At 71.1% G+C, this 23,455-nt stretch carries 19 protein-coding genes and 1 riboswitch; of the genes, 9 read left to right on the top strand and 10 right to left on the bottom strand.

What is annotated here, in order from left to right; all coding sequences use genetic code 11:
- Positions 1-9: 9 nt before the first annotated feature.
- The 4 genes from kdpB to ACFCLZ_RS36460 form a co-directional block, all read right to left on the bottom strand.
- Positions 10-2,124, bottom strand: coding sequence for a potassium-transporting ATPase subunit KdpB (gene kdpB, locus ACFCLZ_RS36475; RefSeq protein ID WP_380282199.1), 2,115 nt, complete (start codon positions 2,122-2,124; stop codon positions 10-12).
- Positions 2,124-3,785 (bottom strand): potassium-transporting ATPase subunit KdpA, encoded by a 1,662-nt coding sequence (kdpA, locus tag ACFCLZ_RS36470; RefSeq protein WP_380282198.1) that lies wholly within the window; start codon positions 3,783-3,785, stop codon positions 2,124-2,126. Before kdpA ends, kdpB begins: the two co-directional genes overlap by 1 nt.
- A 1-nt stretch (position 3,786) precedes the next feature.
- On the bottom strand, positions 3,787-3,876 hold the full coding sequence (gene kdpF / locus ACFCLZ_RS36465; protein ID WP_344342429.1) for a K(+)-transporting ATPase subunit F: 90 nt from the start codon (positions 3,874-3,876) through the stop codon (positions 3,787-3,789).
- Positions 3,877-4,352: 476 nt separating this feature from the next.
- Positions 4,353-5,201, bottom strand: coding sequence for an SDR family NAD(P)-dependent oxidoreductase (locus ACFCLZ_RS36460; protein ID WP_380282197.1), 849 nt, complete (start codon positions 5,199-5,201; stop codon positions 4,353-4,355).
- Between the two features lie 657 nt (positions 5,202-5,858).
- Here ACFCLZ_RS36460 and ACFCLZ_RS36455 point away from each other — a divergent pair.
- Complete coding sequence (locus ACFCLZ_RS36455) at positions 5,859-6,422, top strand: universal stress protein (RefSeq protein ID WP_380282196.1); 564 nt, start codon at positions 5,859-5,861, stop codon at positions 6,420-6,422.
- Here ACFCLZ_RS36455 and ACFCLZ_RS36450 read toward each other — a convergent pair whose 3' ends face one another.
- Entirely contained in the window at positions 6,423-8,840 is a 2,418-nt protein-coding gene (locus tag ACFCLZ_RS36450; protein ID WP_380282195.1) for a DUF4118 domain-containing protein, read from the bottom strand.
- A 150-nt stretch (positions 8,841-8,990) separates the two neighbouring features.
- Positions 8,991-9,257 carry a hypothetical protein gene (locus ACFCLZ_RS36445; RefSeq protein WP_380282194.1) on the bottom strand — a complete coding sequence of 89 codons (267 nt, stop codon included), beginning with the start codon at positions 9,255-9,257 and terminating at the stop codon, positions 8,991-8,993.
- Positions 9,258-9,661: 404 nt separating this feature from the next.
- Between ACFCLZ_RS36445 and ACFCLZ_RS36440 the strand changes: the two genes are divergently transcribed.
- The 4 genes from ACFCLZ_RS36440 (at position 9,662) to ACFCLZ_RS36425 (ending at position 14,951) form a co-directional block, all read left to right on the top strand.
- The gene (locus ACFCLZ_RS36440) at positions 9,662-11,626 is read left to right on the top strand and encodes a ricin-type beta-trefoil lectin domain protein (protein ID WP_380282193.1); all 1,965 of its coding nucleotides are present in this window, start codon (positions 9,662-9,664) and stop codon (positions 11,624-11,626) included.
- Positions 11,627-11,843: 217 nt separating this feature from the next.
- Positions 11,844-12,122: a hypothetical protein gene (locus tag ACFCLZ_RS36435; RefSeq protein WP_380282192.1), complete on the top strand. Its 279-nt coding sequence runs from the start codon at positions 11,844-11,846 to the stop codon at positions 12,120-12,122.
- Positions 12,123-12,392: 270 nt separating this feature from the next.
- Positions 12,393-13,670 (top strand): phophatidylserine decarboxylase associated domain-containing protein, encoded by a 1,278-nt coding sequence (locus tag ACFCLZ_RS36430; RefSeq protein ID WP_380282191.1) that lies wholly within the window; start codon positions 12,393-12,395, stop codon positions 13,668-13,670.
- Between the two features lie 60 nt (positions 13,671-13,730).
- Positions 13,731-14,951 (top strand): phosphatidylserine decarboxylase, encoded by a 1,221-nt coding sequence (locus tag ACFCLZ_RS36425; RefSeq protein WP_380282190.1) that lies wholly within the window; start codon positions 13,731-13,733, stop codon positions 14,949-14,951.
- Between the two features lie 147 nt (positions 14,952-15,098).
- Here the strand turns inward: ACFCLZ_RS36425 and ACFCLZ_RS36420 are convergent, their stop codons facing one another.
- Together ACFCLZ_RS36420 and deoC are read right to left on the bottom strand one after the other, a co-directional pair.
- Complete coding sequence (locus tag ACFCLZ_RS36420) at positions 15,099-15,728, bottom strand: hypothetical protein (RefSeq protein WP_380282189.1); 630 nt, start codon at positions 15,726-15,728, stop codon at positions 15,099-15,101.
- A 59-nt stretch (positions 15,729-15,787) separates the two neighbouring features.
- Entirely contained in the window at positions 15,788-16,486 is a 699-nt protein-coding gene (deoC, locus tag ACFCLZ_RS36415) for a deoxyribose-phosphate aldolase (protein WP_380282188.1), read from the bottom strand.
- A 518-nt stretch (positions 16,487-17,004) separates the two neighbouring features.
- Between deoC and ACFCLZ_RS36410 the strand changes: the two genes are divergently transcribed.
- From ACFCLZ_RS36410 to ACFCLZ_RS36400, 3 genes are all read left to right on the top strand, one after another.
- On the top strand, positions 17,005-18,204 hold the full coding sequence (locus ACFCLZ_RS36410) for a zinc-binding dehydrogenase (RefSeq protein ID WP_380282187.1): 1,200 nt from the start codon (positions 17,005-17,007) through the stop codon (positions 18,202-18,204).
- A gap of 86 nt (positions 18,205-18,290) precedes the next feature.
- A complete protein-coding gene (locus ACFCLZ_RS36405; RefSeq protein WP_380282186.1) occupies positions 18,291-19,241 on the top strand; it encodes a Gfo/Idh/MocA family protein in 951 nt (316 codons plus the stop codon).
- Positions 19,242-19,277: 36 nt separating this feature from the next.
- Positions 19,278-19,505 carry a hypothetical protein gene (locus ACFCLZ_RS36400; protein WP_380282185.1) on the top strand — a complete coding sequence of 76 codons (228 nt, stop codon included), beginning with the start codon at positions 19,278-19,280 and terminating at the stop codon, positions 19,503-19,505.
- Positions 19,506-19,934: 429 nt separating this feature from the next.
- Here the strand turns inward: ACFCLZ_RS36400 and ACFCLZ_RS36395 are convergent, their stop codons facing one another.
- Positions 19,935-21,119, bottom strand: a complete 1,185-nt coding sequence (locus ACFCLZ_RS36395; protein ID WP_380282184.1) for a cytochrome P450 — start codon at positions 21,117-21,119, stop codon at positions 19,935-19,937.
- Between the two features lie 284 nt (positions 21,120-21,403).
- Positions 21,404-21,841 carry a hypothetical protein gene (locus tag ACFCLZ_RS36390; RefSeq protein WP_380282183.1) on the bottom strand — a complete coding sequence of 146 codons (438 nt, stop codon included), beginning with the start codon at positions 21,839-21,841 and terminating at the stop codon, positions 21,404-21,406.
- A gap of 318 nt (positions 21,842-22,159) precedes the next feature.
- On the opposite strand from ACFCLZ_RS36390, the gene ACFCLZ_RS36385 reads away from it, so the two are divergent.
- Positions 22,160-22,948: a trypsin-like peptidase domain-containing protein gene (locus ACFCLZ_RS36385; protein ID WP_380282182.1), complete on the top strand. Its 789-nt coding sequence runs from the start codon at positions 22,160-22,162 to the stop codon at positions 22,946-22,948.
- A gap of 284 nt (positions 22,949-23,232) precedes the next feature.
- Positions 23,233-23,438: riboswitch (cobalamin riboswitch) on the top strand.
- Positions 23,439-23,455 lie beyond the last annotated feature (17 nt).

Raw genomic sequence — 23,455 nt, 5'->3', positions numbered from 1 at the left:
CCTCTCTTGCTAGTTGAGGCCGGGGATGAACTGGACGACCAGGTCGATCAGTTTGATGCCGATGAACGGGACGACCAGGCCGCCGAAGCCGTAGAGGCCGATGTTGCGGCGCAGCAGGGAGCCGGCGTCGGTGGGGCGGTATTTCACGCCGCGCAGGGCGAGGGGGATGAGGCCGATGATGACCAGGGCGTTGAAGACGATGGCCGAGGTGATCGCGGACTGCGGGCTGTGCAGGTGCATGACATTGAGCTTGTCCAGGCCCGGGTAGACGGCCGCGAACATGGCCGGGATGATCGCGAAGTACTTCGCGACGTCGTTGGCGATGGAGAAGGTGGTCAGGGCGCCGCGGGTGATGAGGAGTTGCTTGCCGATCTCGACGATCTCGATCAGCTTGGTGGGGTTGGAGTCCAGGTCGACCATGTTGCCGGCCTCCTTGGCCGCCATGGTGCCGGTGTTCATGGCGACGCCGACGTCGGCCTGGGCGAGGGCGGGGGCGTCGTTGGTGCCGTCGCCGGTCATCGCGACCAGCTTGCCGCCGGCCTGTTCCTTCTTGATCAGGGCCATCTTGTCCTCGGGGGTGGCCTCGGCGAGGAAGTCGTCCACGCCCGCCTCCTGCGCGATGGCCCGGGCGGTCAGCGGGTTGTCGCCGGTGATCATGACGGTGCGGATGCCCATCCGGCGCAGTTCGTCGAACCGCTCCCGCATGCCCTCCTTCACCACGTCCTTGAGGTGGATCACGCCGAGCGCCTTCGGGGCTGCGGTGCCGATGCGGAACGCGACGACCAGCGGGGTGCCGCCCGCGGCCGAGATGCCGTCGACCAGCTCCGCGACGTCCCGGCCGACCGTGCCACCGTTCTCGGTGACCCAGCTGCTGACCGATCCCGCCGCGCCCTTGCGGACCTGGTGGACCCCGTCCGGCTCGTCGAGGTCGACGCCGGACATCCGGGTCTGCGCGGTGAACGGCACCCAGGTGGCGTGGGCCAACTCGCCCTGGGCGCGGGCCCGCAGGCCGTACGCCGTCTTCGCCAGGACCACGATCGAGCGGCCCTCCGGCGTCTCGTCCGCCAGGGACGACAACTGCGCGGCGTCCGCGAGCTCGTCGACCGTCACGCCCTCGGCCGGCTGGAACTCGGCGGCCTGGCGGTTGCCGAGGGTGATGGTGCCGGTCTTGTCGAGCAGCAGGGTGTTGACGTCGCCGGCGGCCTCGACGGCGCGCCCCGACATCGCCAGCACGTTGCGCTGGACCAGCCGGTCCATGCCCGCGATGCCGATCGCCGAGAGCAGCGCGCCGATGGTGGTCGGGATCAGCGCCACGATCAGCGCGACCAGCACGATCATCGACTGCGGGGCGCCCGCGTACGTCGCCATCGGCTGCAGGGTGACCACCGCCACCAGGAACACGATGGTCAGCGAGGCCAGCAGGATGTTGAGCGCGATCTCGTTGGGCGTCTTCTGCCGGGCGGCGCCCTCGACCAGGGCGATCATCCGGTCGATGAAGGTCTTGCCCGGCTCGGAGGAGATCTTCACGACGATCCGGTCGGACAGCACCTTGGTGCCGCCGGTCACCGCGGAGCGGTCACCGCCCGACTCGCGGATCACCGGCGCGGACTCGCCCGTGATCGCCGACTCGTCGACGGAGGCGACACCCTCGACGACGTCACCGTCGCCCGGGATGATCTGCCCGGCCTCGACCACCACGTGGTCGCCGAGCCGCAGCGCGGTCCCGGGCACCTCCTGCTCGGCCCGCGACGCCGGCCAATCCGTCAGGCGGCGGGCCGTGGTGTCCGTCCTGCTACGGCGCAGGGTGTCCGCCTGCGCCTTGCCCCGGCCCTCGGCGACGGCCTCGGCCAGATTGGCGAACACCACGGTCAGCCACAGCCACACCGTGATCGACCAGGCGAACACCGACGGGTCGGCTATCGCGGAGACGGTGGTGACGACCGAGCCGACCTCGACCACGAACATCACCGGGTTCTTGACCATCACCCGGGGGTCGAGCTTCCTCACCGCATCCGGCAACGAGGCAGCGATCAGCTTCGGATCCAGCAGACCGCCGGAAACCCTATGAGAGGTCGCATCCCCGGTCTTGCCGACCGGTGCGGGAGTGGACGTGGGGCTGGACATCAGGAGAGACCTTCCGCGATCGGCCCGAGAGCCAGGGCCGGGAAGTAGGTGAGGCCGACGACGATCAGGACGACGCCCGACAGCAGGCCCACGAACAGCGGCTTGTGGGTGGGCAGGGTGCCCGGGGTGGCGGGGACCGGCTGCTGCCGCGCGAGCGCGCCCGCCAGCGCCAGGACGAAGACCATCGGCACGAACCGGCCGAACACCATCGCCAGACCGATCGCCGTGTCGTACCAGTCCGTGTTCACGGTGATACCGCCGAACGCCGAACCGTTGTTGTTCGCGCCCGAGGTGAACGCGTACAGCACCTCGGAGAAGCCGTGGGCACCGGAGTTCAGCATCCCGGCCCGCTCACCCGGCAGCGACATCGCCACACCCGTACCGACCAGCACGATCGTCGGCGTCGTCAGGATGTACAGGGAGGCGAACTTCATCTCCCGCCCGCCCAGCTTCTTGCCCAGGTACTCCGGAGTGCGCCCGACCATCAGACCGGCCACGAACACCGCGACCACCGCCAGCACCAGCATCCCGTACAGGCCCGAGCCCACACCGCCGGGCGCGATCTCGCCCAGCATCATGTCGAACATCGTCAGACCCCCGCCGAACGGCGTGTACGAGTCGTGGAACGAGTTCACCGCCCCCGTCGACGTCAGCGTCGTCGACGCCGCGAACATGCTGGACGCCGCGATACCGAACCGCTGCTCCTTGCCCTCCATCGCCCCGCCGGCCGCCTGCAGGGCACTGCCCGCGTGCTGCGACTCGAAGAAGGTGACCAGCGCCGTCGAGGCGATCCAGAACAGCGCCATCACCGAGACGATCGCGTAGCCCTGGCGGTGGTCGCCGACCATCCGGCCGAAGGCGCGCGGCAGCGCGAACGGGATCAGCAGGATCAGGAAGACCTCGACCAGGTTCGAGAAGCCGCTCGGGTTCTCGAACGGGTGCGCCGAGTTGGCGTTGTAGAAGCCGCCGCCGTTGGTGCCCAGCAGCTTGATGACCTCCTGCGAGGCCACCGGCCCGCCCGGGACCGCCTGCGGCTCGCCCACCAGGGTGGTGACCTCGTGGAAGCCGTGGAAGTTCTGCACCACGCCGCTCGCCACCAGGACCAGCGCGAACACGACCGCCACCGGCAGCAGCAGCCGCACACTGACCCGCGTCAGGTCGACCCAGAAGTTGCCGACCCGGTCGGTCCGGTTGCGCGTGAAACCGCGGATCAGCGTCGCGACGACGGCGATGCCGACGGCCGCGGACACGAAGTTCTGCACCGCCAGGCCCGCCATCTGGGCCAGGTGCCCCATCGCGGCCTCGCCGCTGTAGGACTGCCAGTTGGTGTTCGCCACGAAGGAGATCGCGGTGTTCCAGGCCTGGTGGCCCGGCATCTGCTCCACGCCCAGGCCCAGCGGCAGCCACTGCTGGAGACGGATCAGACCGTAGAGGAAGAGGACGGAGACCGCCGAGAACGCCAGCACCGAACGCAGGTACACCGACCAGCGCTGGTCGGCGTCCGCGTCCACGCCGATCACCTTGTAGAGCGCCTTCTCCGCTCTCAGGTGCCTGGAGGTGGTGAGGATGCGGGCGATGTAGTCGCCCAGGGGCCGGTAGCACAGGGCCAGTGCGCCCACCAGGGCGAGGACCTGCAACCAGCCCGCGAGAGTCGAGCCCATGTCAGAACTTCTCCGGGTAGATCAGCGCCACGACGAGGTAGCCGACGAGCGCGACGGCCACGATGAGACCCACGACGTTCTCCGCGCTCACAGCTTCTCCACCCCCCGCGCGATCAGGGCGATGACGCCGAACACGGCAAGCGTGACGGCGACGTAGATGAGATCGGACATGGCTCCACCAGAGCGGCTACGAGGATGCCGGGGCCTGACCCGAAGGGACTTGCCGCGACACCGGGGGAAGACCGGCGGGAGCAGCAAACCAGCGATCGGGGGCGCACGACGGCTTCCTGATGCCGTCCATACGGGTGGTTCGAAATCGTTGACGCAGCCTTGATGCCCGCGTCATTCACCCGAGACCACAGGTTGTCCTGAACGTTTCGGGCCCCGGACAGCGGTGGCGCCGTCCGGGGCCCGGTGCCCCTTCGTCCTGCATACATCCGCGTCCCGAGCCGGCGGACCACCGCGTCGGTGTGCCGGCGCAGCGCCCGGTCGATGACGGCGCCGCAGAAGCGGTTCTGCGGGGCGCGCTTGGACATGACGCTCTTCTGAGAACGTCGGGTGGAGGCTTCAGACCGCCCGGCCGACCAGCTGGTCGGCGAGCTTGACGAGGCGCTTCTGCGAGCGCGCCTCCTGGACGGCCGCGGCGGTCGGGGCGAGCTCGCCGCCCTCGTAGTACTCGCCGTTGGTCAGCGGCGTCTCCGGCAGGCAGAGCCGGACCACGGCCGCCGCGCCCTCGGCCGCCGGTGCGCCGACCCTTCCGTAGAGCGGGAGCAGCGCGGTGTCGCACAGGCCCGGGTTGAGGCTGACGGCGGTGATGCCGGATCCCTCGGGGGCCATGTCGGCGGTCGCCATGGTCAGGGCCAGCTGCGACTGCGCGTAGGCCGCGACCCGCGAGTACTTCTTCACCCGGTGCGGATCGGTCCAGTTCATCGAGGCGGTGCGGTGCAGCGAGGAGGAGACGTTGACGATCCGGGCGCCGCCGGCCGCGGAGAGCGGGGCGCGCAGCAGCTTGGCGAGCAGGTGGGCGGCGAGGAAGTTGACCTGGAGCGAGACCTCGTTGCCGTCGCCGGTGAGGGTGCAGCGCTCGGGGGCCATCACGGCGGCGTTGTTGACCAGCAGGTCCAGCGCCGGGTAGTGCTCGGCCACCGTGCCGGCCAGCACGGCGACCTCCGAGAGGCGGGTGAAGTCGGCTGCCAGCTCGATCAGTCGGTCCCGACGCGCGCCGGCCGCGACCAGGCGCTCGACGGCGTCCTCGGCCTCGGCGGTGGTGCGGGCGTGCACCAGCACGGTGGCTCCGTGACCGGCCAGCAGCCGGGCGGTCTCCCAACCGATGCCCGAGGAGGCTCCGGTGACCAGGGCGACGGGGGCGCCCCCGGCCGAGGGCTGGGGGCGGGCGGACAGAACAGCGTCGGACATGACCCATCCAAAGGGTGGCGGGCACCGCCGGGGTACTGGCGGTGCGGAGAAGGTGGAACGGTGGAAACGCGTCCGCCTCCCCGCACTCTGCGGCGGGGAGGCGGACGGCATTGAGCGGCACACGCCGGTGGCCGAGCGGGGAGGCGAGGACCTACCGGACGGTGGCGACCGCGACAGCGACGACCTGCGGCCGCGTATGCGGCGGGCGGTCGTGGTGGCGTGTCGAACGGTTCACTTCCCTCATCCAAGCCCACTCGTCGGAGCCCGGCAAGGAGTGCCCGCCGGCCCTGACGACCCCCTGACGCCCCCCTGACGGATCCCTGACGGGCCTTTGACGTCGGCCACCGCCCCCGTCCGCCGCGGACCGGGCGCCGCCGGCTGATCAGCGCCCGCCGGCTCCGGGAGGCCCTGCCGGCCGCGGACCTCGGCGAGCATCTTCAACGCCCTGATCGTCGTCGCGCTGATCCCGCCCGCCCTGCGCGGCGCCTCGGCCGAGGCCCCGGACCGAAGCCGGCGCGGCCCCGTCATGGAACCGTCAAGAACACGGCTGCCGCCGTCATGGTGCCGTCAGCAGCCGGTCAGGCCACCCCCGGCGGGGCGTTCCATGGAGGCAGTGAACCACCGGGTGTCACCTGACCGAGGCGGAGGCGAACAGCCATGACCGGCACCATGACCGGCACCACCAGAGTGATCGTCGGGCTCAGCGGATCCCTGGGCAGCCTCGCGGCGCTGTACCGCGCGGTGGCCGAGGCGGCCCGGCGCGAGGCCGTCCTCGTCCCGGTGGCCGCCTGGTCGCCCTCGGACGGCGACCAGCGCGGCCCGCGCCCGCTGTCCGAGCTGGAACACGCCGCCCGCCGCCGCATCGACACCGCCTTCGAGCAGGCCTTCGGCGGCTATCCCGCCGACCTGGTCATCCACCCGCTGACGGTCCGGGGCGGCGCCGGCGCCGCCCTGGTCTCCGCCGTCACCGGCCCGGCCGACCGGCTGGTGATCGGCACCGGCCCGCGCGGCCGGCTCGACCGCCTGCTGCACGGCTCCGTCCTGCGGTACTGCCGGGCGCACGCGCCCTGCCCGGTCGTCGCCGTCCCCCCGTCCGAACTGCTGGACCGGCTGGAGCTCAGCGCCCGCAGCGGCGCGCCGCTCCCCCTTGCCGCCGGACACCACCGCGCCGGGAACCGCGACGCCCAGAACCGCGACGCCCGGGCCGTCGGCGTGCGCTGATCACCGGCCGAGCGCACGGCTGAGGCTGATCACGAAGGAGGTCCCGCCCCCGGAGGACTCCTCCACGGTCAGCTCGCCGTTCATCGCCTCCACGAAGCCCTCCGCGACCGCCAGTCCCGGTCCTCCGGCGGCGACGCGTCCGACCACCCTGACGTCGATCCGCCCGGCCACCTCTCCGGCGTCGACCGTCACCGGGCCCGGGCCCTCCGCCGCCCGGGCCGCGGCCAGGACGTCGGCGAGCGCGCGTTCGAGCAGCCCGGGATCGGCCAGCGCCCGCGGCAGCCCGTCCACCGCTCCGACCCGGACCGGCGGCACGGCCGGCTCCTCGGGCAGCCCGGCGACGGCCGCCCGGACCACGTCACCGACCGGGGTCGGCCGCAGGACCACCGGCGCCGCCCCGGCCCGCAGCCGGCCCAGGTCCAGCAGGTTCGCCACCAGTCGCTCCATCCGCGCCGCCTCGGCCCCGATCCGGTCGGCGGCCGCACCGGCCGGACCGTCCCCCGCCGACAGCTCGGCGGCCGAACGGCGGACGGCCGCCAGCGGCGCCCGCAGGTCGTGGCCGACGGCCTCCAGGAGCGCGGTGTGCAGGGCGTCGGCATCCGCCAGCACATCGGTCGCCGACGCGTGGGCCACCAGTTGCTCCCGCTCCCGGGCCAGCCGCAGCTGGGTGACGTAGGGGCCCAGCAGCCGGGTGTCCTCCCCGCTCAGCGGTCGACCGCGCAGGACCAGCACCGCGCCCCCGCCCAGCTCCACGGAGTACGACGCCTCGTCGGGCCCCGGGACGGCCGCCCCGGACGAGGCGAGCGGCTGCCGGACCTCCCCGTCCCGCAGCACCGCCACGCCGTCCTGCCCGAACACCTGCCGCAGCTCCGACACCAGCTCGGGCAGCGTCCAGGCCCCGGAGTCCACCGTCTCGCCCGCCAGCCGGGCCAGCACCGCCGCCTCCGCCCGCGCCCGGTCGGCCTGCTGGGAGCGCCGGGCCAGTCCGTCGATCAGATGGGCGATGATCCCGGCCACGGCCAGGAACACCACCAGCGCGGCGAGGTCCGCCCCTCGCTCCACCGCCAGGCTGTGCCAGGGCGTGGTGAAGAAGAAGTCGGCGGCGAGCGCCCCCGCCGCGGTGCTGCCGGCCGCGGGCAGCAGACCGCCCAGTCGGGCCGTCCCGGCCACGGCCAGCAACAGGCAGAGCAGCGCCCCCGACAGGCCGAGCGAGTCCCGCAGCGGCGAGAGCGCCCAGGCCAGCGCGACCGTCCCGGCCGGCCCCAGCAGCCACGCCGTCCGGCGCCGGCGCGCGGGCACCGCCGCCGGCCGACGGCGCCGGGGCCCCGACGGCACGGCCAGCAGCCCCGGTTCGGGCGGTGGCAGGACGTGCACGTCGATCGGGCCGGCCAGCCGGATCACCCGGTTGATCACGGACCCCGACACCAGCTCGCGCAGCCGTGAGCGGCTCGTCGGCCCGAGCAGGAGCTGGGTCGCGCTCTCCGTCCGCGCGAAGTCCACCAGCGCCCGGGCCACGTCCGCGCCGCCGACCTCGACATAGGTCCCGCGCAGCTCGCGCAGCAGCTCGCGCTGGGCCGCCAGGCCCGGTGGCGCCGCCCGTGCGGTGCCGTCGTCCGGCCGGACGTGCACGCCGATCAGGTCCCCGTGCACCCGCGTCGCGATGCGGGCGCCCCGCCGGATCAGGTGCTCGCCCTGCGGGGCGCCGTCCAGCGCGACCACGATCCGTTCCTTGGTCTCCCACGGCGCCCGGATGCCGTGCCGGGCCCGGTAGTCGGCCAGTTCCTCCTCCACCCGGTCGGCCAGCCAGAGGAGGGCCAGCTCCCGCAACGCGCCCAGGTTGCCGGCCCGGAAGTAGTGGTCGAGCGCGACGTCGATCCGGTCCGGCGCGTAGATCCGGCCCTGGGCCATCCGGGTGCGCAGCGCCTGCGGGCTCAGGTCCACCAGCTCGATCCGGTCGGCGGCGCGGACCACCTCGTCCGGGACGGTCTCCCGCTGGGCGACACCGGTGATCTGCTCGACGACGTCGTTGAGGCTCTCCAGATGCTGGATGTTGAGCGTCGTCGCCACGTCGATCCCGGCCGCCAGCAGCTCCCGCACGTCCTGCCAGCGCTTGGTGTTCCGGCTGCCGGGCACGTTGGTGTGCGCCAGCTCGTCCACCAGGGCGAGCTCGGGCCGGCGCTCCAGCAGACCGTCCAGGTCCAGCTCGGCCAGCTCGACGTCCCGGTAGCGGACCGGCCGGCGCGGCTGCACCGGCAGGTCCCCCAACTGCTCCTCGGTGCCGCGCCGGCCGTACGTCTCGGCGAGGCCCACCACGACGTCCAGTCCCTCGCCCCGCAGCCGCCGCCCCTCGGCGAGCATGGCGTACGTCTTCCCGACCCCCGGCGCCGCCCCCAGGAACACCCGCAGCCTGCCCGTCACGTCCCGCTCACCACCTCCGTCAGGACCATGCTGCCCCTGCTCGGGTGTGCTGTCGCGCAACGCCGGCCCGCGCGGGGCCGGCCCCGCGCCGCCGGGACCGACGCCGAGGTCATCACTCCGGCGGGATCGTCCCGGCCGGGCGCGGCGCGCTCAGTGCTCGGCGTCCCACCGGGCTTCGAGCCGCCGGGTGCCGTCCGGACCCACGACGGGCCGCCAGGTGGCACTCAGCCCGCCGCCACGACGAGCGGCGGCGACCGCGCCCGAGGCCGTCGCCCCGCCCACGGCCTGGAGGACGCTGCTGTCGAGCGGGCTGGCGGCGAGCCTGCGGACGATCGCCGCCAGGGCCGACCCCGCGCACTCCCCGGCATGGGTACCGGAGGGGAACGGCCGGCGCTGGAACGCACTGAGAACGGTCACGCGGACCTCACCTCCGGTAGGGCATCCTTCGATGCGGCAGGACGACCGACCCGCGACGGCTCCCGGCTTCCCGGAGCTACCGCCCCGGTCCGGACCGCTGCGGGTCTCGACAGCTCGAACACGCCGAGGCTAGTCCGGGCCGGGCGGCATCCGACCTGTCCCTGACACTTCCTTGATTCCGCCGGGGCCGTTGCTGACGGCACGCTGACGCCGTCGCCGAGGCACCGTCGTTCGAGGCCGGCCCGCGAAGCCGTCCGAGCCGGGCCGGTGCGCGAAAGGGCAGAACCCCCGGCCCCGCCGTATGGATGCCGTCAGGAGTCACGGGACGGCGGATTCCCGGACCTAAAGTCCCTCTTCGTCGAGACGAAACCGGTCTCCGATTCGAGAAGGAAAACGATTCCGACATGAAATCCCTCTCCCGCCTGAAACGCGCATTCGCCTGCGGGCTCGCCGCGGTCGCCGTGCTGTCCGGCCCGACCGTGCAGGCCGCCCAGGCCGCGCCGGCCGCGCCCGTGGACAAGACCTGCGGAACCCCGGCCGTGCCGGGCGGCGGCAACTGCATGACCTCGTTGATCACCTCCGTCTTCGACACGATCAAGCTCATGCGCAACGCCGCCAACCAGAACAAGCTGGACAACGCGCAGTTCACCCAGAACACCGCGTCGAAGCTGAGCGAGAAGTTCCCGGGATTCAACGTCATGGTGTTCAAGACGGTCGGCACCGACCTGTACGACACCGAATGGTTCACGAACGAGCACAAGGCCGACATGAAGGGGGTGCTGATCGACACCACCTACAAGCTCAACCATTTCCTGGACAAGGAGAAGAAGGAGCCCTCCGGTTACGACAAGTTCCGCATCTGGGTGTTCCAGGGCGATTCGACGTTCCGCAACCGGGGCGACGGCGGCTACATGAACTGGGCGTTCGTCGGCAACGACGGCGACAGCGTCAAGAAGGAGCCGTGGACCTGCCGGGCGGGCACCGCGCGGCCCTACAAGTGCGACGGCGACGTGCGCACCATCCACTTCCCCGCCCGGTCCGGCTACGGCGCCAGGACCGGCAGCCTGACCCCCGACTCCAGTGCCCCCGGCTACCACGCCTGCCTGGACGTCAGCGGGAACGGCACCGCGAACGGCACCCCCGTGCAGATGTGGGAGTGCAACGGCGGCGACGCCCAGAAGTGGACGTACAACGGCTACAAGCTCCGCGCGGCCAACGGCAAGTGCCTCGACCTGGCGGACAACAAGGCCGCGAACGGGAACAAGCTCCAGATCTGGGACTGCCTGGACATCCCCGGCCAGCGCTGGCACATGTCGCCCAGCGGCGGCCTGCGGCACCTGACGAACCTGGACGACCGCTCCCAGGACGTCTGCGTCGACGCCCTGTACGGCCGGACCGCCAACGGCAGCACGGTGGCGGCCTGGGCCTGCGGCTCGGAGGACAACCGGGACGCGCCCAACCAGAACTGGGCCTGGGGCGGCACCCCGCCGACCACCAACCCGACCACGCCCGGCAACGGCGCCGACGTGACCCTGAAGCTCGACAACGGCCTGGGCGCCGTCCCGGTCAGCGGCTCGGCCGGCGCGTCCGTCGTCCCCGGGCTCCGGGGCGGCAACGAGTCCAAGTGGAAGCTCACCCCGGTCGGCGGCGGCCGCTACCGGATCACCAGTTCCTACGGGCTGGACCTCACCGAGAGCGGCGGTTACATGGCCGAACTCCAGCCGTGGAGCAACTCCTCCAAGCAGAAGTGGGAGCTCTTCGGGGTCGGCAACGGCAGGTACCAGATCCGGATCTCCGACGACGACTGCCTCGCCCACGACTCCGACTTCAAGCAGCTCGGCGTGTGGACGTGCAAGCGGGGCTGGCAGCAGGAGTGGGTGCTCGAATCCGCCTCCGGCGGCGTCGTCGTCCCCGGCGAACCGGGCACCCCGACCAACCCCACCAAGCCCCCGACGGGCGGCGGCGGCAGCGCCGTCCCGACCGAGCGGCCGCTGTTCCTGAAGCTCGACAACGGCTTGGGCGCGACGGCCCCCAACGAGACCGCGAGCTGGGGCGCACCGGTCCTGGGCGGCATCCTGGGCTACAAGGGGTCCACCTGGACGATCAAACCCCTGGGCGGGGACCGCTACCGCATCGTCAACGACCTCGGGTACAACCTCACCGAGAACCCCGAGACCTACGTCGCCGAGCAGCAGGCGTGGGGCAACACCTCCAACCAGAAGTGGCAGTTCGTCGGCGTCGGCAACGGCAAGTACCGGATCCAGATCTCCGACGACGACTGCCTCACCCTCGACTCGGACCACAAGCAGCTCGGCGTGTGGACCTGCGAGGGCGGCTGGAAGCAGGAGTGGTCCCTCCAGCTCCGCTGACGGGCGGCACCCGCCCCGGACCGGCCGGCCCCAGGGCGCGCCGTCAACCCCGCTACCGCTCGGCCCACGACTTCGAGTGATCTTCGTCGGGTGTCGGCGCGGCATCCGGACGGGTGTGACACGCGGTTCGGTAGACATGTCCCGGGTCGGCGCCCGTGGGCGGATCACGCTCTCTTCGGCCCGTCAAGTCACCTTCTCCCGGAAAGATTTGATCATTATGAGGCTGGCACGACGCATCGCTGCCACCGGCGGCACCCTTTCCCTCGCCCTGGGCGGTCTCGTCGCCGCCGCCCCGACCGCGAGCGCCACCGTGCAGGGGTGTTCCCACCACGTCCTGGAGAAGGCGCCGAACGCCACCACCGAGCTCGTGGAGGATGCCTGCAAGATCGGCGCGGACGGCGGCGAGGAAGCGTTCAAGTCCTGTTACCACCTCCTGAGGGACGACTACGTCCCCGCCGTCGTCGCGGCGGACTCCTGCCGCAAGGCGACGAAGTAGCGCGAACGCCCCGGCCCTGCGCGGAAGCCCGCGCCGGGCCGGGGCGTAACACCCCGCCATGGAGCCTGCCCGATGTGACTTTGCGTAACGGTCCAGATGGACATCAGATAGATCGTGTGCAGATAATGTTATCGGGGAGTGGCGGATTCGAGGTCGTTCCGAAAGTGCAGTACCGCGTGCCACAGATCGAGGCCGTGCTGCCGAATGTGCACGCGAGGTCAGGCCCTCCCCCATGCGTTCAGTTCACCAGCCAGGGCCGGAGGGAACTCCGTGACGCACATCAACGGAAACCAGGGTAGCCAGTACACCGAGCAGGCCGTCGAGGCCCGCTACCAGAACTCGTTCGGGCGGGCCGCCGGGTACCTGCCGGCGGACCGCGCCGCCGTCCACGCCTGGCTGGACGAAGTCGGCACGTACGTCGAGCGGCAGCAGGCGCGGAACGCCGTCGTCCGGCACGACTCGGTGGCCGGCCTGGCGAGGCTGATCGACCGGGACCCCGTGGTGCGGATGTACGTGAGTCTGATGATCGAACAGGCCCTGGAGTACCGGAAGGAGGGGGTGCGCAGCATCCCCGACCTGCTCGATCATCTCGACACCGTCGTCACCTGGGCCCCGCGCTACACCGACAAGGTCCACTTCCCGATGTCCGCCCTGTTCGTCGACATGATGTACACGCCCGCCGGGGAGGCGGCCTTCCGCAACAGGGACCTCAACAGGGCGCTCGTGGGGATCCTGCGGGAGTGGTGCGCGTACCTGGACAGCCCCGCCAGCCGTGACGTGTTGACCGCCGACCAGTGGCTGTCACCGGATGCCCGGCAGCAGCTGAAGCTCGACGACTTCGAGGTCGATTTCGCGCAGCCCTACGGTGGGCTGGCCTCGTTCAACGACTTCTTCCACCGGGAGGTCAGGCCCGACCGGCGCCCGATCGCGGGCGGCACGGATCCCGAGATCATCGTCGCCCCCAACGACGGCAGGGTGGTCAAGATCCAGCGGAACGTGCAGCGTACCGACGAGTTCTGGGTCAAGGGCCAGCGCTACTCCCTCTACGACATGCTGGACGGCAGCGATCTGACGGCCGGCTTCGTCGGAGGGGATGTCTACCAGTCGTTCCTCGCCGGCAGTGACTACCACCGCTGGCACACCCCGGTCAGCGGCACGGTCATCAGCGCCCGGGTGGTCGAGGGACTGACGTTCACCGAGCTCGAATCGGCGGGCCACGACGAGGATGCCGGAGTTCAGTCGCAGATCTACGAGGCCTCGGTCAACGCCCGCGCCCTGATCTTCGTCAGGAGTTCCGACCCCATCGGCGTCGTCTGCGTGATGCCCATCGGCATCACCGAGATCTCCTCGCTCACCATCGGGGTCACGCCGGGGCAGCAGGTCGGCAAGGGCGACGAGCTGGGATATTTCAGCTACGGCGGCTCCAGCATGGTCCTGGTCTTCCAGCCGGGTGCCGTAGCCGCCTTCGACGTACCGGACAACACGACCGGGAACATGGAGAACGGCCAGTGGTGCGCGGTCGACTCACAGATCGCCCACACCCACTGACGCAAGCCCGTCCACCGGGGCCGGCAGGGCGGGAACGCCACCGACGACAGGGGATTGACGATGCCCATCACCTTCACCTCGTCAGAGGTGATCGAGAAACTCAGGAAGCATCTGGACGACGACAAGGATTTGGCCAAACTGCTGGAGGACTCGCTCCAGCAGGCACGTACGACCGCGGAGAAGAAGCTCAGAAAAGCGCTGTTCGACGCGTTGTACTGGCCCACGGCCATCTCCGACTACCTCGACTACCTGACCACGTTCTCCAAGTGGGCACCGAGGCAGGACCCCGGCGAAGCCTGGTCCGACGACAAGGGCGGGCAGCAGGAGGTCTACGACCGACTGTGCCACTTCTACTACCTCATCGACCAGAAGGTCACCGACGACGGCAACCGGATCGTGCAGAACGATCCGTGGTTCAAGGACTGGCTGGTCGAATTCACCAACGCGTGGGGGTCCTTCCTCGACACGCCGGAGTCGTTCAGTGACGAGCAACTGAAGTCGTTCGAAGACAACTCGCCGCGCTACCGCGTCCAGGACTCGTTGGTCGACGGCAAGCCCAACGAGCCGAGCGGCTGGCGCACCTTCAACCAGTTCTTCGCCCGCGAGCTCAACCCCGGCCTGCGGCCGATCACCGACCCGGAGCACAACACCACGGTGACCATGCCCGCCGACTGCATCTACAAGAACACGTACGACATCGACGCCAACTCCGGGATCCACCCGGACGGCGATCCGCTACGGCTCAAGCTCACCCACGAAGTCATCACGATCCCGCAACTCCTCAGCGAGAAAAGCGACTACGGCAAAAGGTTCGCCAACGGCACGTTCGTGCACTACTTCCTCGCCCCGTACTCGTACCACCGCTTCCACACCCCGGTGGCCGGGCAGGTCAAGGAGTGCTTCCCCGTCCACGAAGACGTCTACCTGGACGTCACGATCGACGGCAACGGACAGTTCGACGCCCCGGACAACAGCACCGACGGCTACGAGTTCACCCAGGGACGCGGCGTCATCGTGATCGACACCGCCAAGTCCCCCTACGGCGACATCGGGCTGGTCGCGATCGTCCCGGTGGGCATGGCGCAGATCGATTCGGTCAAGATGACGATGACCGTCGGTGCCCAGGCGCCGAAGGGTGAGGAGTTCGGCTACTTCCTCTTCGGCGGCTCCGACATCATCCTCCTGTTCCAGCAGGGCCACGCACCGGCCATCGACGACAAGGACGGGTACCGCCTCTACGGCACCTCGATCGCCGCCTCCCCGCCCTCGACAGATTTCTGACCGCGACCGAACGTCTCGGCCCGGTTGCCGGGTCGGGGCGTTCGTCACGCGTCGTCGTGTGCCCGCACAGCCCTTTCGGCCGGGGCGGGACGACCTCGACGACCTGCCGGTCCCGCGCGCCCCGCCGACAGCGCGCGCGGTCCGAGGTCAGTGGAAGACGATCGCGTGGCCGCCGGCGAGGCTGGCCAGGCAGGCGCGGTGGAGCTGGTGCCAGGCGTACTGCTCGGGCTCGAACGGCCCGTCGGCGACAGGGCCTTCGGCGGGGGCGGAAGCGGCGCCGGGCTCGGCCGGGGTGATGCCCAGGGCCGTTGCGACGGTGGCGAGTTCGTCCAACAGGCGCTGGGTGGAGCCGACCATGCCGGCGCCCGCGACGCCCGCGTCGGCGGGCAGGAACAGCGGGTCCTCGAAGTCCACCGGCACGTAGTAACCGGCGCTGTCGGCATGGCAGATCAGGTGCGAGGCGAACCTCGACGCCTCGTCCTGGATCAGCTCGCAGTCACGCGCCCAGCCGGCCCCGTCCTCCTCGGTCGGCGTGACCTGCTCGCCGCGACTGATGAGCGCCAGCACGCGGCGCAGCCGGGTCAGGTGGTGGTAGGGGAAGCCGCCGGAGAAGGCGGGGTCCTGCGCAGGCCCGTCGAGCGGCGGCTCCTGCCAGTCGATCCCCTCCGTCCCGAGTGCCGCGCCGAGCCGGTCGAAGGCGCGCCGGTGGTACTCGTACCCCTCCGGGTCGTTGCGCGCCTGGTCGTGGAGCATTCCCACCGATATCGAAAGTCCCATGGCCGTGAAGCCTAGGCGACCGCTCCGACAGCGGTGCCCGCGACGGCCACCATGGCCGGTCAGGACGCGGTGGCGCGGCGGGCGGCCAGATCGTCCAGGATCTTGGCGGTGGCGGTGGCACCGAAGCGCGCGGCTCCGGCCTCGACCATCTCCAGCAGGAGGTCGAGGGTGCGCACGCCGCCGGCGGCCTTGACCTTCATCCGGGGCGGCACGTTGGCCCGCATGAGCCGGATGTCCTCCACCGTGGCGCCGGACGGTGCGAAGCCGGTGGAGGTCTTCACGTAGTCGGCCCCCGCCTCGTCGCTCAGTCGGCATGCCCGGATCTTCTCGTCCGTCGTGAGATAGGCGTTCTCGAAGATCACCTTCACGAGGGCCCCGCCCTCCCGGGCGGCCCGGACGACGCCGTGGATGTCGTCGGCCACCGCGCGGTCGTCTCCGTCGCGCAGGCGTCCGATGCTGAGCACCATGTCCAGTTCGTGGGCACCGTCCGCCAGCGCCGCGCGGGCCTCGGCCACCTTGACGGCGGTGAGCGAGGAGCCGTGCGGAAAGCCGACGACCGTGCCGACGAGCACTCCGGTGCCGGAGAGCTCCTTCGCGGCCCTGGCCACGTCGACCGGCCTCGCGCAGACCGAGGCCACGTTGTAGCGGGCGGCGAGTGCGCAGCCTTCGAGAACGTCCCGTGTGGTCAGTTCGGGCCGCAACAGCGAGTGATCGATCATCTTCGCGACGTCGGGTACATCGATATCGGTGTGGTCCACGGGATGGTCCCGGAGGTGTGCGCAGCGGATGTTCGTCGGACATCGGCGCAGCTCGGGCGAGTCACGCCGTGGAGCGCTCCGAGGGGGCGAACGGCCTTCGGCGAAGGGCCCGCGTGCCTCGAGGACGCCTTTTCTCCAAGGTAACAAGCGCCCACACCTTGTACCAGCGAGAGCGGTCCCGCCCCGGGCGCGCCGCCGCCCGGGCATCGCTCACCTGCGATGACGCCCGCCGCCGACCGAATCCTTCTCGCGTGGAATTCACCCGGTCGGACGATCTGGCGCGCTGATCGCAGGTCCCCTTGACAGCATCGGAGGGTATTGAGGCCGGGCAGCCGGGATGCCGGTTCCTGCCGGGACACATCCCGCCCTTCGGAGTCACGGTTCACGAATCCACCCGCACCGAACACCAGCCCGCGAGTGACAACGGGCCTCGGCCCCCGGTCGACGTCGGCGCGGTTCGAAACCGTCGGCAGTCCGGCCTCGAGAATGCTTGGAGGGCTCCCGTGTACGCCTATCTGATGACCGCACCCGGCGAACTCACCCACACCGCCGTACCCGACCCGGTGTGCGGGCCGGACGAGATCGTGCTGCGTACCGAGGCCGTCTCGATCTGCTCCACGGACGTCTCGTACTTCCGCGGCCACCTGACCCCTGAGGCGTGGCCCATCGTTCCGGGCCACGAGTACGTCGGCCGGGTCGTCGAGGTGGGGCAGCGGCTCGCGGGCGACGTGGCGACCGGCGACCGGATCGCCTACTGGGGGCAGACGGACTTCGACGGCATGGCCGAGTACCGCCTGCTGCGGCCGCTCTTCGCGGGGCGGCTGAACGTCGAGACCAGCTGGTACACCCGGCGCAACTTCTACGACTCCGACCAGGCGGCCGCCGTCGTCCTGCCAGCCGACGTTCCCCCGGACCTCGCCTCGATGGTCGAGCCGCTCACCTCGGTGCTCCGGTCCCTGCTGCTCAATCCGTGCCGGCCCGGTGACGTCTGCGTGGTCCTCGGTTGCGGCCCGAGCGCCCTGCTCGCGGTCCAGGTCCTGAACGCGCACATGGGGGCCGGTTCGGTGACGGTGCTGGACCGCAGTGACCCCCGGCTGGCCACCGCCCTCGGCCACGGCGCGTCGGCCGCCTTCAACACCGACACCCAGGCGGCCGAGCTCGGGGCATTCGTCCACGAGCACCACGACCAGTACGCGGACTTCGTGTTCGACGCCCTGCCCCACATCGACGCCCCCGAGACAACGACCGGCAAGGACATCCGCGAGCTGGCCATGGGACTGCTGCGGCCGGGCGGCACGTACGTCATCTACGGCGCGACCTCCGTACCGCAGCGCATCAACACCTGGCTGATCCTCGCCAAGGGTCTGCAACTGCGTTCCACCCCGTTCGACGTGCGCCTGTTCCCGATGTCCCGGTCCGCCAACGTCATGAACGTGGCGTTGCGCCTGATCAGGAGCGGTCTCGTGGACGCCCGGCCGCTGGTCACCGACCGGGTCGCCCTGAGCGACGCCGGCAATGTGCAGCGGGTGTTCCTGGACTACGGATCCGGGCCGTCGATGAAGACGTCCATGCTCGCCCCCGAGATCCTGCGGCAGTGCCAGAAGCGGCTCCTCGAAGCGACGAACCTGCCCACGACGGCCCCTGCCCCCGTGACGGTCGGGAACGGCCGGCCCGACAAGGAGGCCGGCTTGCGAGCCTCCGTCAACGGCCGCGGATGACGTGCGTGCGCGGCCGGCCCCGCACCGATCCGACGCAGCCTCTTGTCCCGCCGAGCTGTCGCCCGGCCGAGAAGGATGGATCCGACATGACGAACTGGGGTTTCCTCGGGGCGGGTTCGATCGCCAGGTCGAGCCTCGCGCCGGCGGTGCACGCGGACCACAGCGCCACCCTGCACTCCGTGGCGTCCAGCGATCCCGAACGGGCCCGCGCGCTCGCCCCGCTCCGGACGTACTCCTCCTACGACGCGCTGCTCCAGGACTCCGACCTGGACGTGGTCTACATCGCGCTCCACAACAGCGCCCACTGCCGCTGGACCGAGGCCGCCCTGCGCGCGGGCAAGCACGTCGTCTGCGAGAAGCCCCTGGGGCTGTCCCGCACCGAGGTCGACACCATGGTCCGCGCGGCCGCCGACACGGGCCGCCTGCTCGTCGAAGCGGCCTGGAACCGCTGGCACCCCCGGACCCGCGACCTGGAAGCCATGATCGCGAACGGGGCGATCGGCACCGTCACCAGCGTCACCGCGCGGTTCGACGGCCTGGCGCCCCCTCCCGGGAACTACCGCCGGGACCCGGCCCTCGGCGGCGGCGCCCTCCTCGACGTCGGCTACTACGCCGTGTCGGCCACCCTGGCCGCCTTCGGCTGGCGCGCCCCCCGGGTGGTGTGGGCGAAGCAGGCCCGGTGGGACACCGACTCGGCCGACTGCGAGTCGGCGTTCCTGCTGGAGTTCCCCGGATACGGCGTCGCCGAGATCCGCTGCTCGCTCAACGGATCCCGCGCCGAGGAGTTCACGGCCACCGGCACCGACGGCACCCTCCGGTTGTCGGCACCGGCCTTCTGCGCCGCCACCGCCCCCGCTCACCTGACGGGTACCGACCGGACACCCCGCACCTACCCGGCCATCGATCCGTACCGGGTGATGGTCCGCGCCGTCGAGGAGGCCGTCGCGGGGCGCCCCTGCTACCTCGTCCCCCTCGCCCAGTCCCGGCTCATCGCCTCCACCATCGACGCGGTCAGGAGCAGCTGCCTCGCAGGGTAGACAGCCGAACGGCCGGCAGCCGTCCACCAGACCGCGGTGGACTACGCCTCGTGGGACCCGGCCGAGAGCCTGGGCGGCGACACGCTGGCGAACAACGTGCTCGCCCCGGCCGCGGCCCTCGCCGGCGTCTTCTCCGACGCCGCTCCGCTGGGCGGACACCTGGCGGGACTGCCCGTCCCCGCCAGGTACCACGACAACCGCCTCCTGGTTCCCCACCGCGGCTCCGACAACGGCATCTGGGCCTACCAGCAGATGTTCACCTGACACCCCTCCGGTGGGGGCGGCCCCGGCACTCCGACGCCGGGACCGCCCCCACCGCACCAGGCACCCGTCGAAAGGTGGTTCCCAGGGGCCGTCGGCTGCCGAGGGCGGGGCTGCACTCCCCGACAACCGGCCCTGCCGTCGTCGGCCCTGCCGCCCGAGGGGGCAGAGCCCGGCGGGCGGCCTCGGCGGGCGCAGGCGCGGTCTTGGAATCGCCGGCAGCGCGGTCCGCTCGCCGCGCGACTGCGGCTCGCAGGCGACCGCGTGGGCGATGAGCCCGCTGTACGACCAGCTGATGCCGCCGCCGGGGTGGATGCAGAACAGCGGGCGGCGTTGCGGTCAGTGAGGTCGTTCTCCGGGCTGCCCGATCCGGGGGCAAGGCGCGACGGCCCCGGGCCGGCCTGGCAGGAGCGGTCGGGGCGACGTCGCCGGTCACCAGGTGACGGGCAGTGCGTGGAGACCGTAGACCTCGTTGTTGGCGCGGTAGGGCACCTCTTCGGCGGGACACGCGAGCGCGAGACCGGGCAGCCGTCGCAGGAGCGCGGGCAACGCGATCCGCAGTTCGGCGCGGGCCAGGGGTGCGCCCAGGCAGTGGTGCGGGCCGTGTCCGAAGGCCACGTGCGACACGGGTTTGCGTCCGATGTCGAGGCGGTCCATCCCGGCGCCGAGCACCGGGTCGCGGTTGGCCACCGGCAGTTGGCAGACGACCTGGTCACCGGCCTTGATCGGCACGCCGCCCACCTCGGTGTCGCACCGCGCGGTCCGGGCCAGCGCGGTGCTGGACACGGACAGGTACCGCAGCAGCTCCTCGACCGCGGTGTCGATCACCGGATCGCCCTCGGCGGCGTCGCGCAAACGGTCGGCCTGTTCCGGGTGCGACAGCAGGGCGAGCACGCCCAGGCCGATCGTGTTGGACACCGTGACGTGGCCGGCGAGCAGCAACAACTCGCAGACACCGACCAGTTCGGCGTCCGACACCGCGCCGCCGTGCTCCCGGACGAGCATGCCGATCATCCCGTCGTCCGGGCTGCGCCGCTTCTCCGCCACCAGCGAGGCCGTGTACGCACGCGACTCCTGGCCGGCCGCGAGCCGCTCCTCCATCGGGAGTCCGAGATCCAGCGTGGTGCGGGACCAGCGGTGGAACTCCGCCTGGTCGGGGTCGGGCACACCGAGCAGCGCGCAGATCACCCCGAGCGGCAGCGGAAGGGCGAAGGCGTCCATCAGGTCCGCCGCCGAACCCCGCGCCTCCATGGCGTCGATCAGCTCGCCGACCCTGGTGCGGATCATCGGGTCGAGTGAGCGGATCCGCTTCCCGGTGAACTCGGGCGTCAGGACGTGGCGCAGCCGCGTGTGCTCCGGCGGATCCATGTTGAGGAGCTCGTTCGGCAGGACCGGAGCACGTTCCGGGTCGTACATCGCGAACGTCTCCTGGTCGGCCAGCACCCTCCGCACATCGGCGTGCCGGGTGACGAGCCAGTACTCGCCGACCTGGTGCAGCCAGAAGTCCCGCACCCGCCGCACCGGATCCCCCCGCTGGGCCTCCCCCAGCGCCGCGCCCGGGTCGAGCCCGTCGCGACGGTAGAAGATCGAGATCGGCGGTACTTCCTGCGCACTCATCGGCCCTCCCATGACCACCCGGTATCGACTTCCTGATACCCAGGTGATCGCGCCGCTGCGCGCTCCGGCGCCGGTCCCGTGCGGCGCGCAGGGGCGCGGAAGCCCCGACCGCACGCCCCTTCACCGAGCCGGAGCCGCCCCCTGCCCCGCCGGCGGTACTCCTTGGAGAGCAGGTCCGAGCCATGGAATCCCAGGAACCCACAAGCACGGGCTCACCTGGGGCCTGCACGGTGGCGGTGTCTCTTTGCCGGACACGCCCCAGGGATCCGGCCGATGGCTTCGGGTCAGGTCCGCTTGCGGCTGGCGATCTCGTCAGCGAGCTGCTGCACGTGGGCGGGGTCCGCGTCCCGGGCAAGGGCGACGTAGTGGTCCATGACGGCCGGCCGGTAGCGCACGGGCAACGTCTGTCCTGGGGCGAGTCGGGTGAGCTCGGTGATCGTGAGGTTTTCGTCTGCGATACCGCGGAACGAGATGCCGTCGGCGGTCTCCACGTCGAGCATCAGGACCACGCGTGGATTGCCGTTGACCTCCCGCCAGTCGACGAGAACGCCGAGCGCAAGCGCCCCCGTACGCAGTTCCGCATTGCGCTTCCGTGCGTCACTGCTCAGGAGCGGGTTCGGGGCGACGCCCGGGAAGTCGGGCCCGACGCCGAGCGATTCCCGACTCAGGTCGGGCCTGAGCTGCGCCATCAGATCGTTGAGCTTCTTCCGCGAACCGAACATCCTGTCCCCTCCCTCGCACCGGTGCCGGAGTCTCGGCCTGGCGCTTCGCCTTCACTGCGAGTGTACGTCGCGGCCATCGGTAGACCTCACGCTCAGCATGCTCGTCGCTCTCGCTCAATCCCTGGAAGCGGCGGCACCTGGTCCCCGCTCCGCGGCCTTGGGACAGGACCGTTCGAACGACATGGACCGACCTGTTTTCGCCGGTGCTTCCTGGCACCCGAGTGATAGAAACTCAAACAGTTCTCATCGCCGTGGCGGTCGACTGGAGCCGTAGCCGTACTCCGCTCAACTGCCCATCCCCGCAAAGGAAGCGATCACATGATACGTCCGTTACGCGCCCTCGGCCTGGCCGTCCTCCTCACGGTCATGTCCCTCACCGCGGCTCCATCCGCAGGCGCTGTCCCCGCTCAGGCCCCCGCCGCGGGCACGCGGTCGCTCACGCCCATCGGGGGCGGCACGGGGATCATCTTCCGGCTGAAGCCGACGCCCGAGGCCGCCACGAGCTGGTACCTCTGCACCCTCACCGCGGTCGGCCGCGACGCGGCGGGCAACCTGGTGGGCCTGACCAACGCTCACTGCCTCATCGACGCGCAGGGCAACAAGCTGGTCGGCGAGCAGATCTACCGGGACACCTCGCCGGCGGGGACGGCCCTCGCCCCGGCCGACGTCAACGCCAGCCGCCCCGACCTGGAGACGGGGGCCATCGGCACGGTGACGTACGTCAGCACGCCCAACAACCTGCTCAGCACCGGGCCCAAGGGCCTGGACTACGCGGTGATCAAGCTCGACGAGAGCCGGGTCGCCCCCACCGACACCGTGGGTTCGGTGACCATCACATCGATCGGGGCGCCGCCGGCCAACGGGACCCGGATGTGCAAGCAGGGCCACCGGACCGGCCTCACCTGCGGCATCAAGCTGGGCACCAACGGAATCTGGTTCACCCACCTCGTCTTCACCAACTCCGGTGACTCCGGTTCCCCTGTCGTGGACGGGCAGACGCTGGTCGGCAACGCGTTCGGCGCCCAGCACAGTTCGCCGATCCTGAGCATCATCGACGAGATGAACGCCATCGGCGGAGTCGGCGCCGGCTTCCACCTCGCGACCTGAACCACTCCGGGGCCCACCGGCCGGCCCGCGACTTCGTGCCGGTGCCGACCGCTGCGGCATTTCTTCGCCTCGCACTGCACGAGGCCCTCGCACGAGCAGCTTCCCGGCACACCCGAACCCGGCGAGATGGATCAGCAGCGGTCGTCCCTCCGGCGCATTCCGAGGACCGATCCGAGGCTCGCCGCCGGCGCACCGCGCGCGTTAGGGGCTGTAGGGGCTATCGGATCCCGAACGATCCAAGCGATCACCCCAGGTGCCGGCCAGCACCGACCTGACCACGCCTGATACCTTGCAATCGCCGTGGTGTTCGGGAAACCGGTCTGAGTCCGGTGCGGCCCTCGCCACTGTTGCCGCGGAGTACCGCGGCCCTCGCTGACCGGCTTTCCCAGCGGTCAGGGCCACTGGGCGGGCTGGAAGAGCCGCCCGGGAAGGTCGGCCTCGGTGTGTCGATGCGGAAGCCAGGAGACCGGCCACGGCGCGACATGTTCCACGAGGGTTTTGGAGAAC

Origin of the sequence: Kitasatospora purpeofusca, assembly GCF_042691725.1 — a bacterium.
Lineage (GTDB): Bacteria > Actinomycetota > Actinomycetes > Streptomycetales > Streptomycetaceae > Kitasatospora > Kitasatospora purpeofusca_B.
The sequence above is the reverse complement of the archived record's forward strand: the minus strand, read 5'-3'. Positions and strand labels throughout refer to the sequence as shown.

Coding starts and splice junctions, on each gene's coding strand:
- kdpB (WP_380282199.1), bottom strand. CDS start 2,124: ATGTCCAGCCCCACGTCCACTCCCGCACCGGTCGGCAAGACCGGGGAT.
- kdpA (WP_380282198.1), bottom strand. CDS start 3,785: ATGGGCTCGACTCTCGCGGGCTGGTTGCAGGTCCTCGCCCTGGTGGGC.
- ACFCLZ_RS36460 (WP_380282197.1), bottom strand. CDS start 5,201: ATGTCCGACGCTGTTCTGTCCGCCCGCCCCCAGCCCTCGGCCGGGGGC.
- ACFCLZ_RS36455 (WP_380282196.1), top strand. CDS start 5,859: ATGACCGGCACCATGACCGGCACCACCAGAGTGATCGTCGGGCTCAGC.
- ACFCLZ_RS36440 (WP_380282193.1), top strand. CDS start 9,662: ATGAAATCCCTCTCCCGCCTGAAACGCGCATTCGCCTGCGGGCTCGCC.
- ACFCLZ_RS36435 (WP_380282192.1), top strand. CDS start 11,844: ATGAGGCTGGCACGACGCATCGCTGCCACCGGCGGCACCCTTTCCCTC.
- ACFCLZ_RS36425 (WP_380282190.1), top strand. CDS start 13,731: ATGCCCATCACCTTCACCTCGTCAGAGGTGATCGAGAAACTCAGGAAG.
- ACFCLZ_RS36420 (WP_380282189.1), bottom strand. CDS start 15,728: ATGGGACTTTCGATATCGGTGGGAATGCTCCACGACCAGGCGCGCAAC.
- ACFCLZ_RS36410 (WP_380282187.1), top strand. CDS start 17,005: ATGACCGCACCCGGCGAACTCACCCACACCGCCGTACCCGACCCGGTG.
- ACFCLZ_RS36405 (WP_380282186.1), top strand. CDS start 18,291: ATGACGAACTGGGGTTTCCTCGGGGCGGGTTCGATCGCCAGGTCGAGC.
- ACFCLZ_RS36395 (WP_380282184.1), bottom strand. CDS start 21,119: ATGAGTGCGCAGGAAGTACCGCCGATCTCGATCTTCTACCGTCGCGAC.
- ACFCLZ_RS36390 (WP_380282183.1), bottom strand. CDS start 21,841: ATGTTCGGTTCGCGGAAGAAGCTCAACGATCTGATGGCGCAGCTCAGG.
- ACFCLZ_RS36385 (WP_380282182.1), top strand. CDS start 22,160: ATGATACGTCCGTTACGCGCCCTCGGCCTGGCCGTCCTCCTCACGGTC.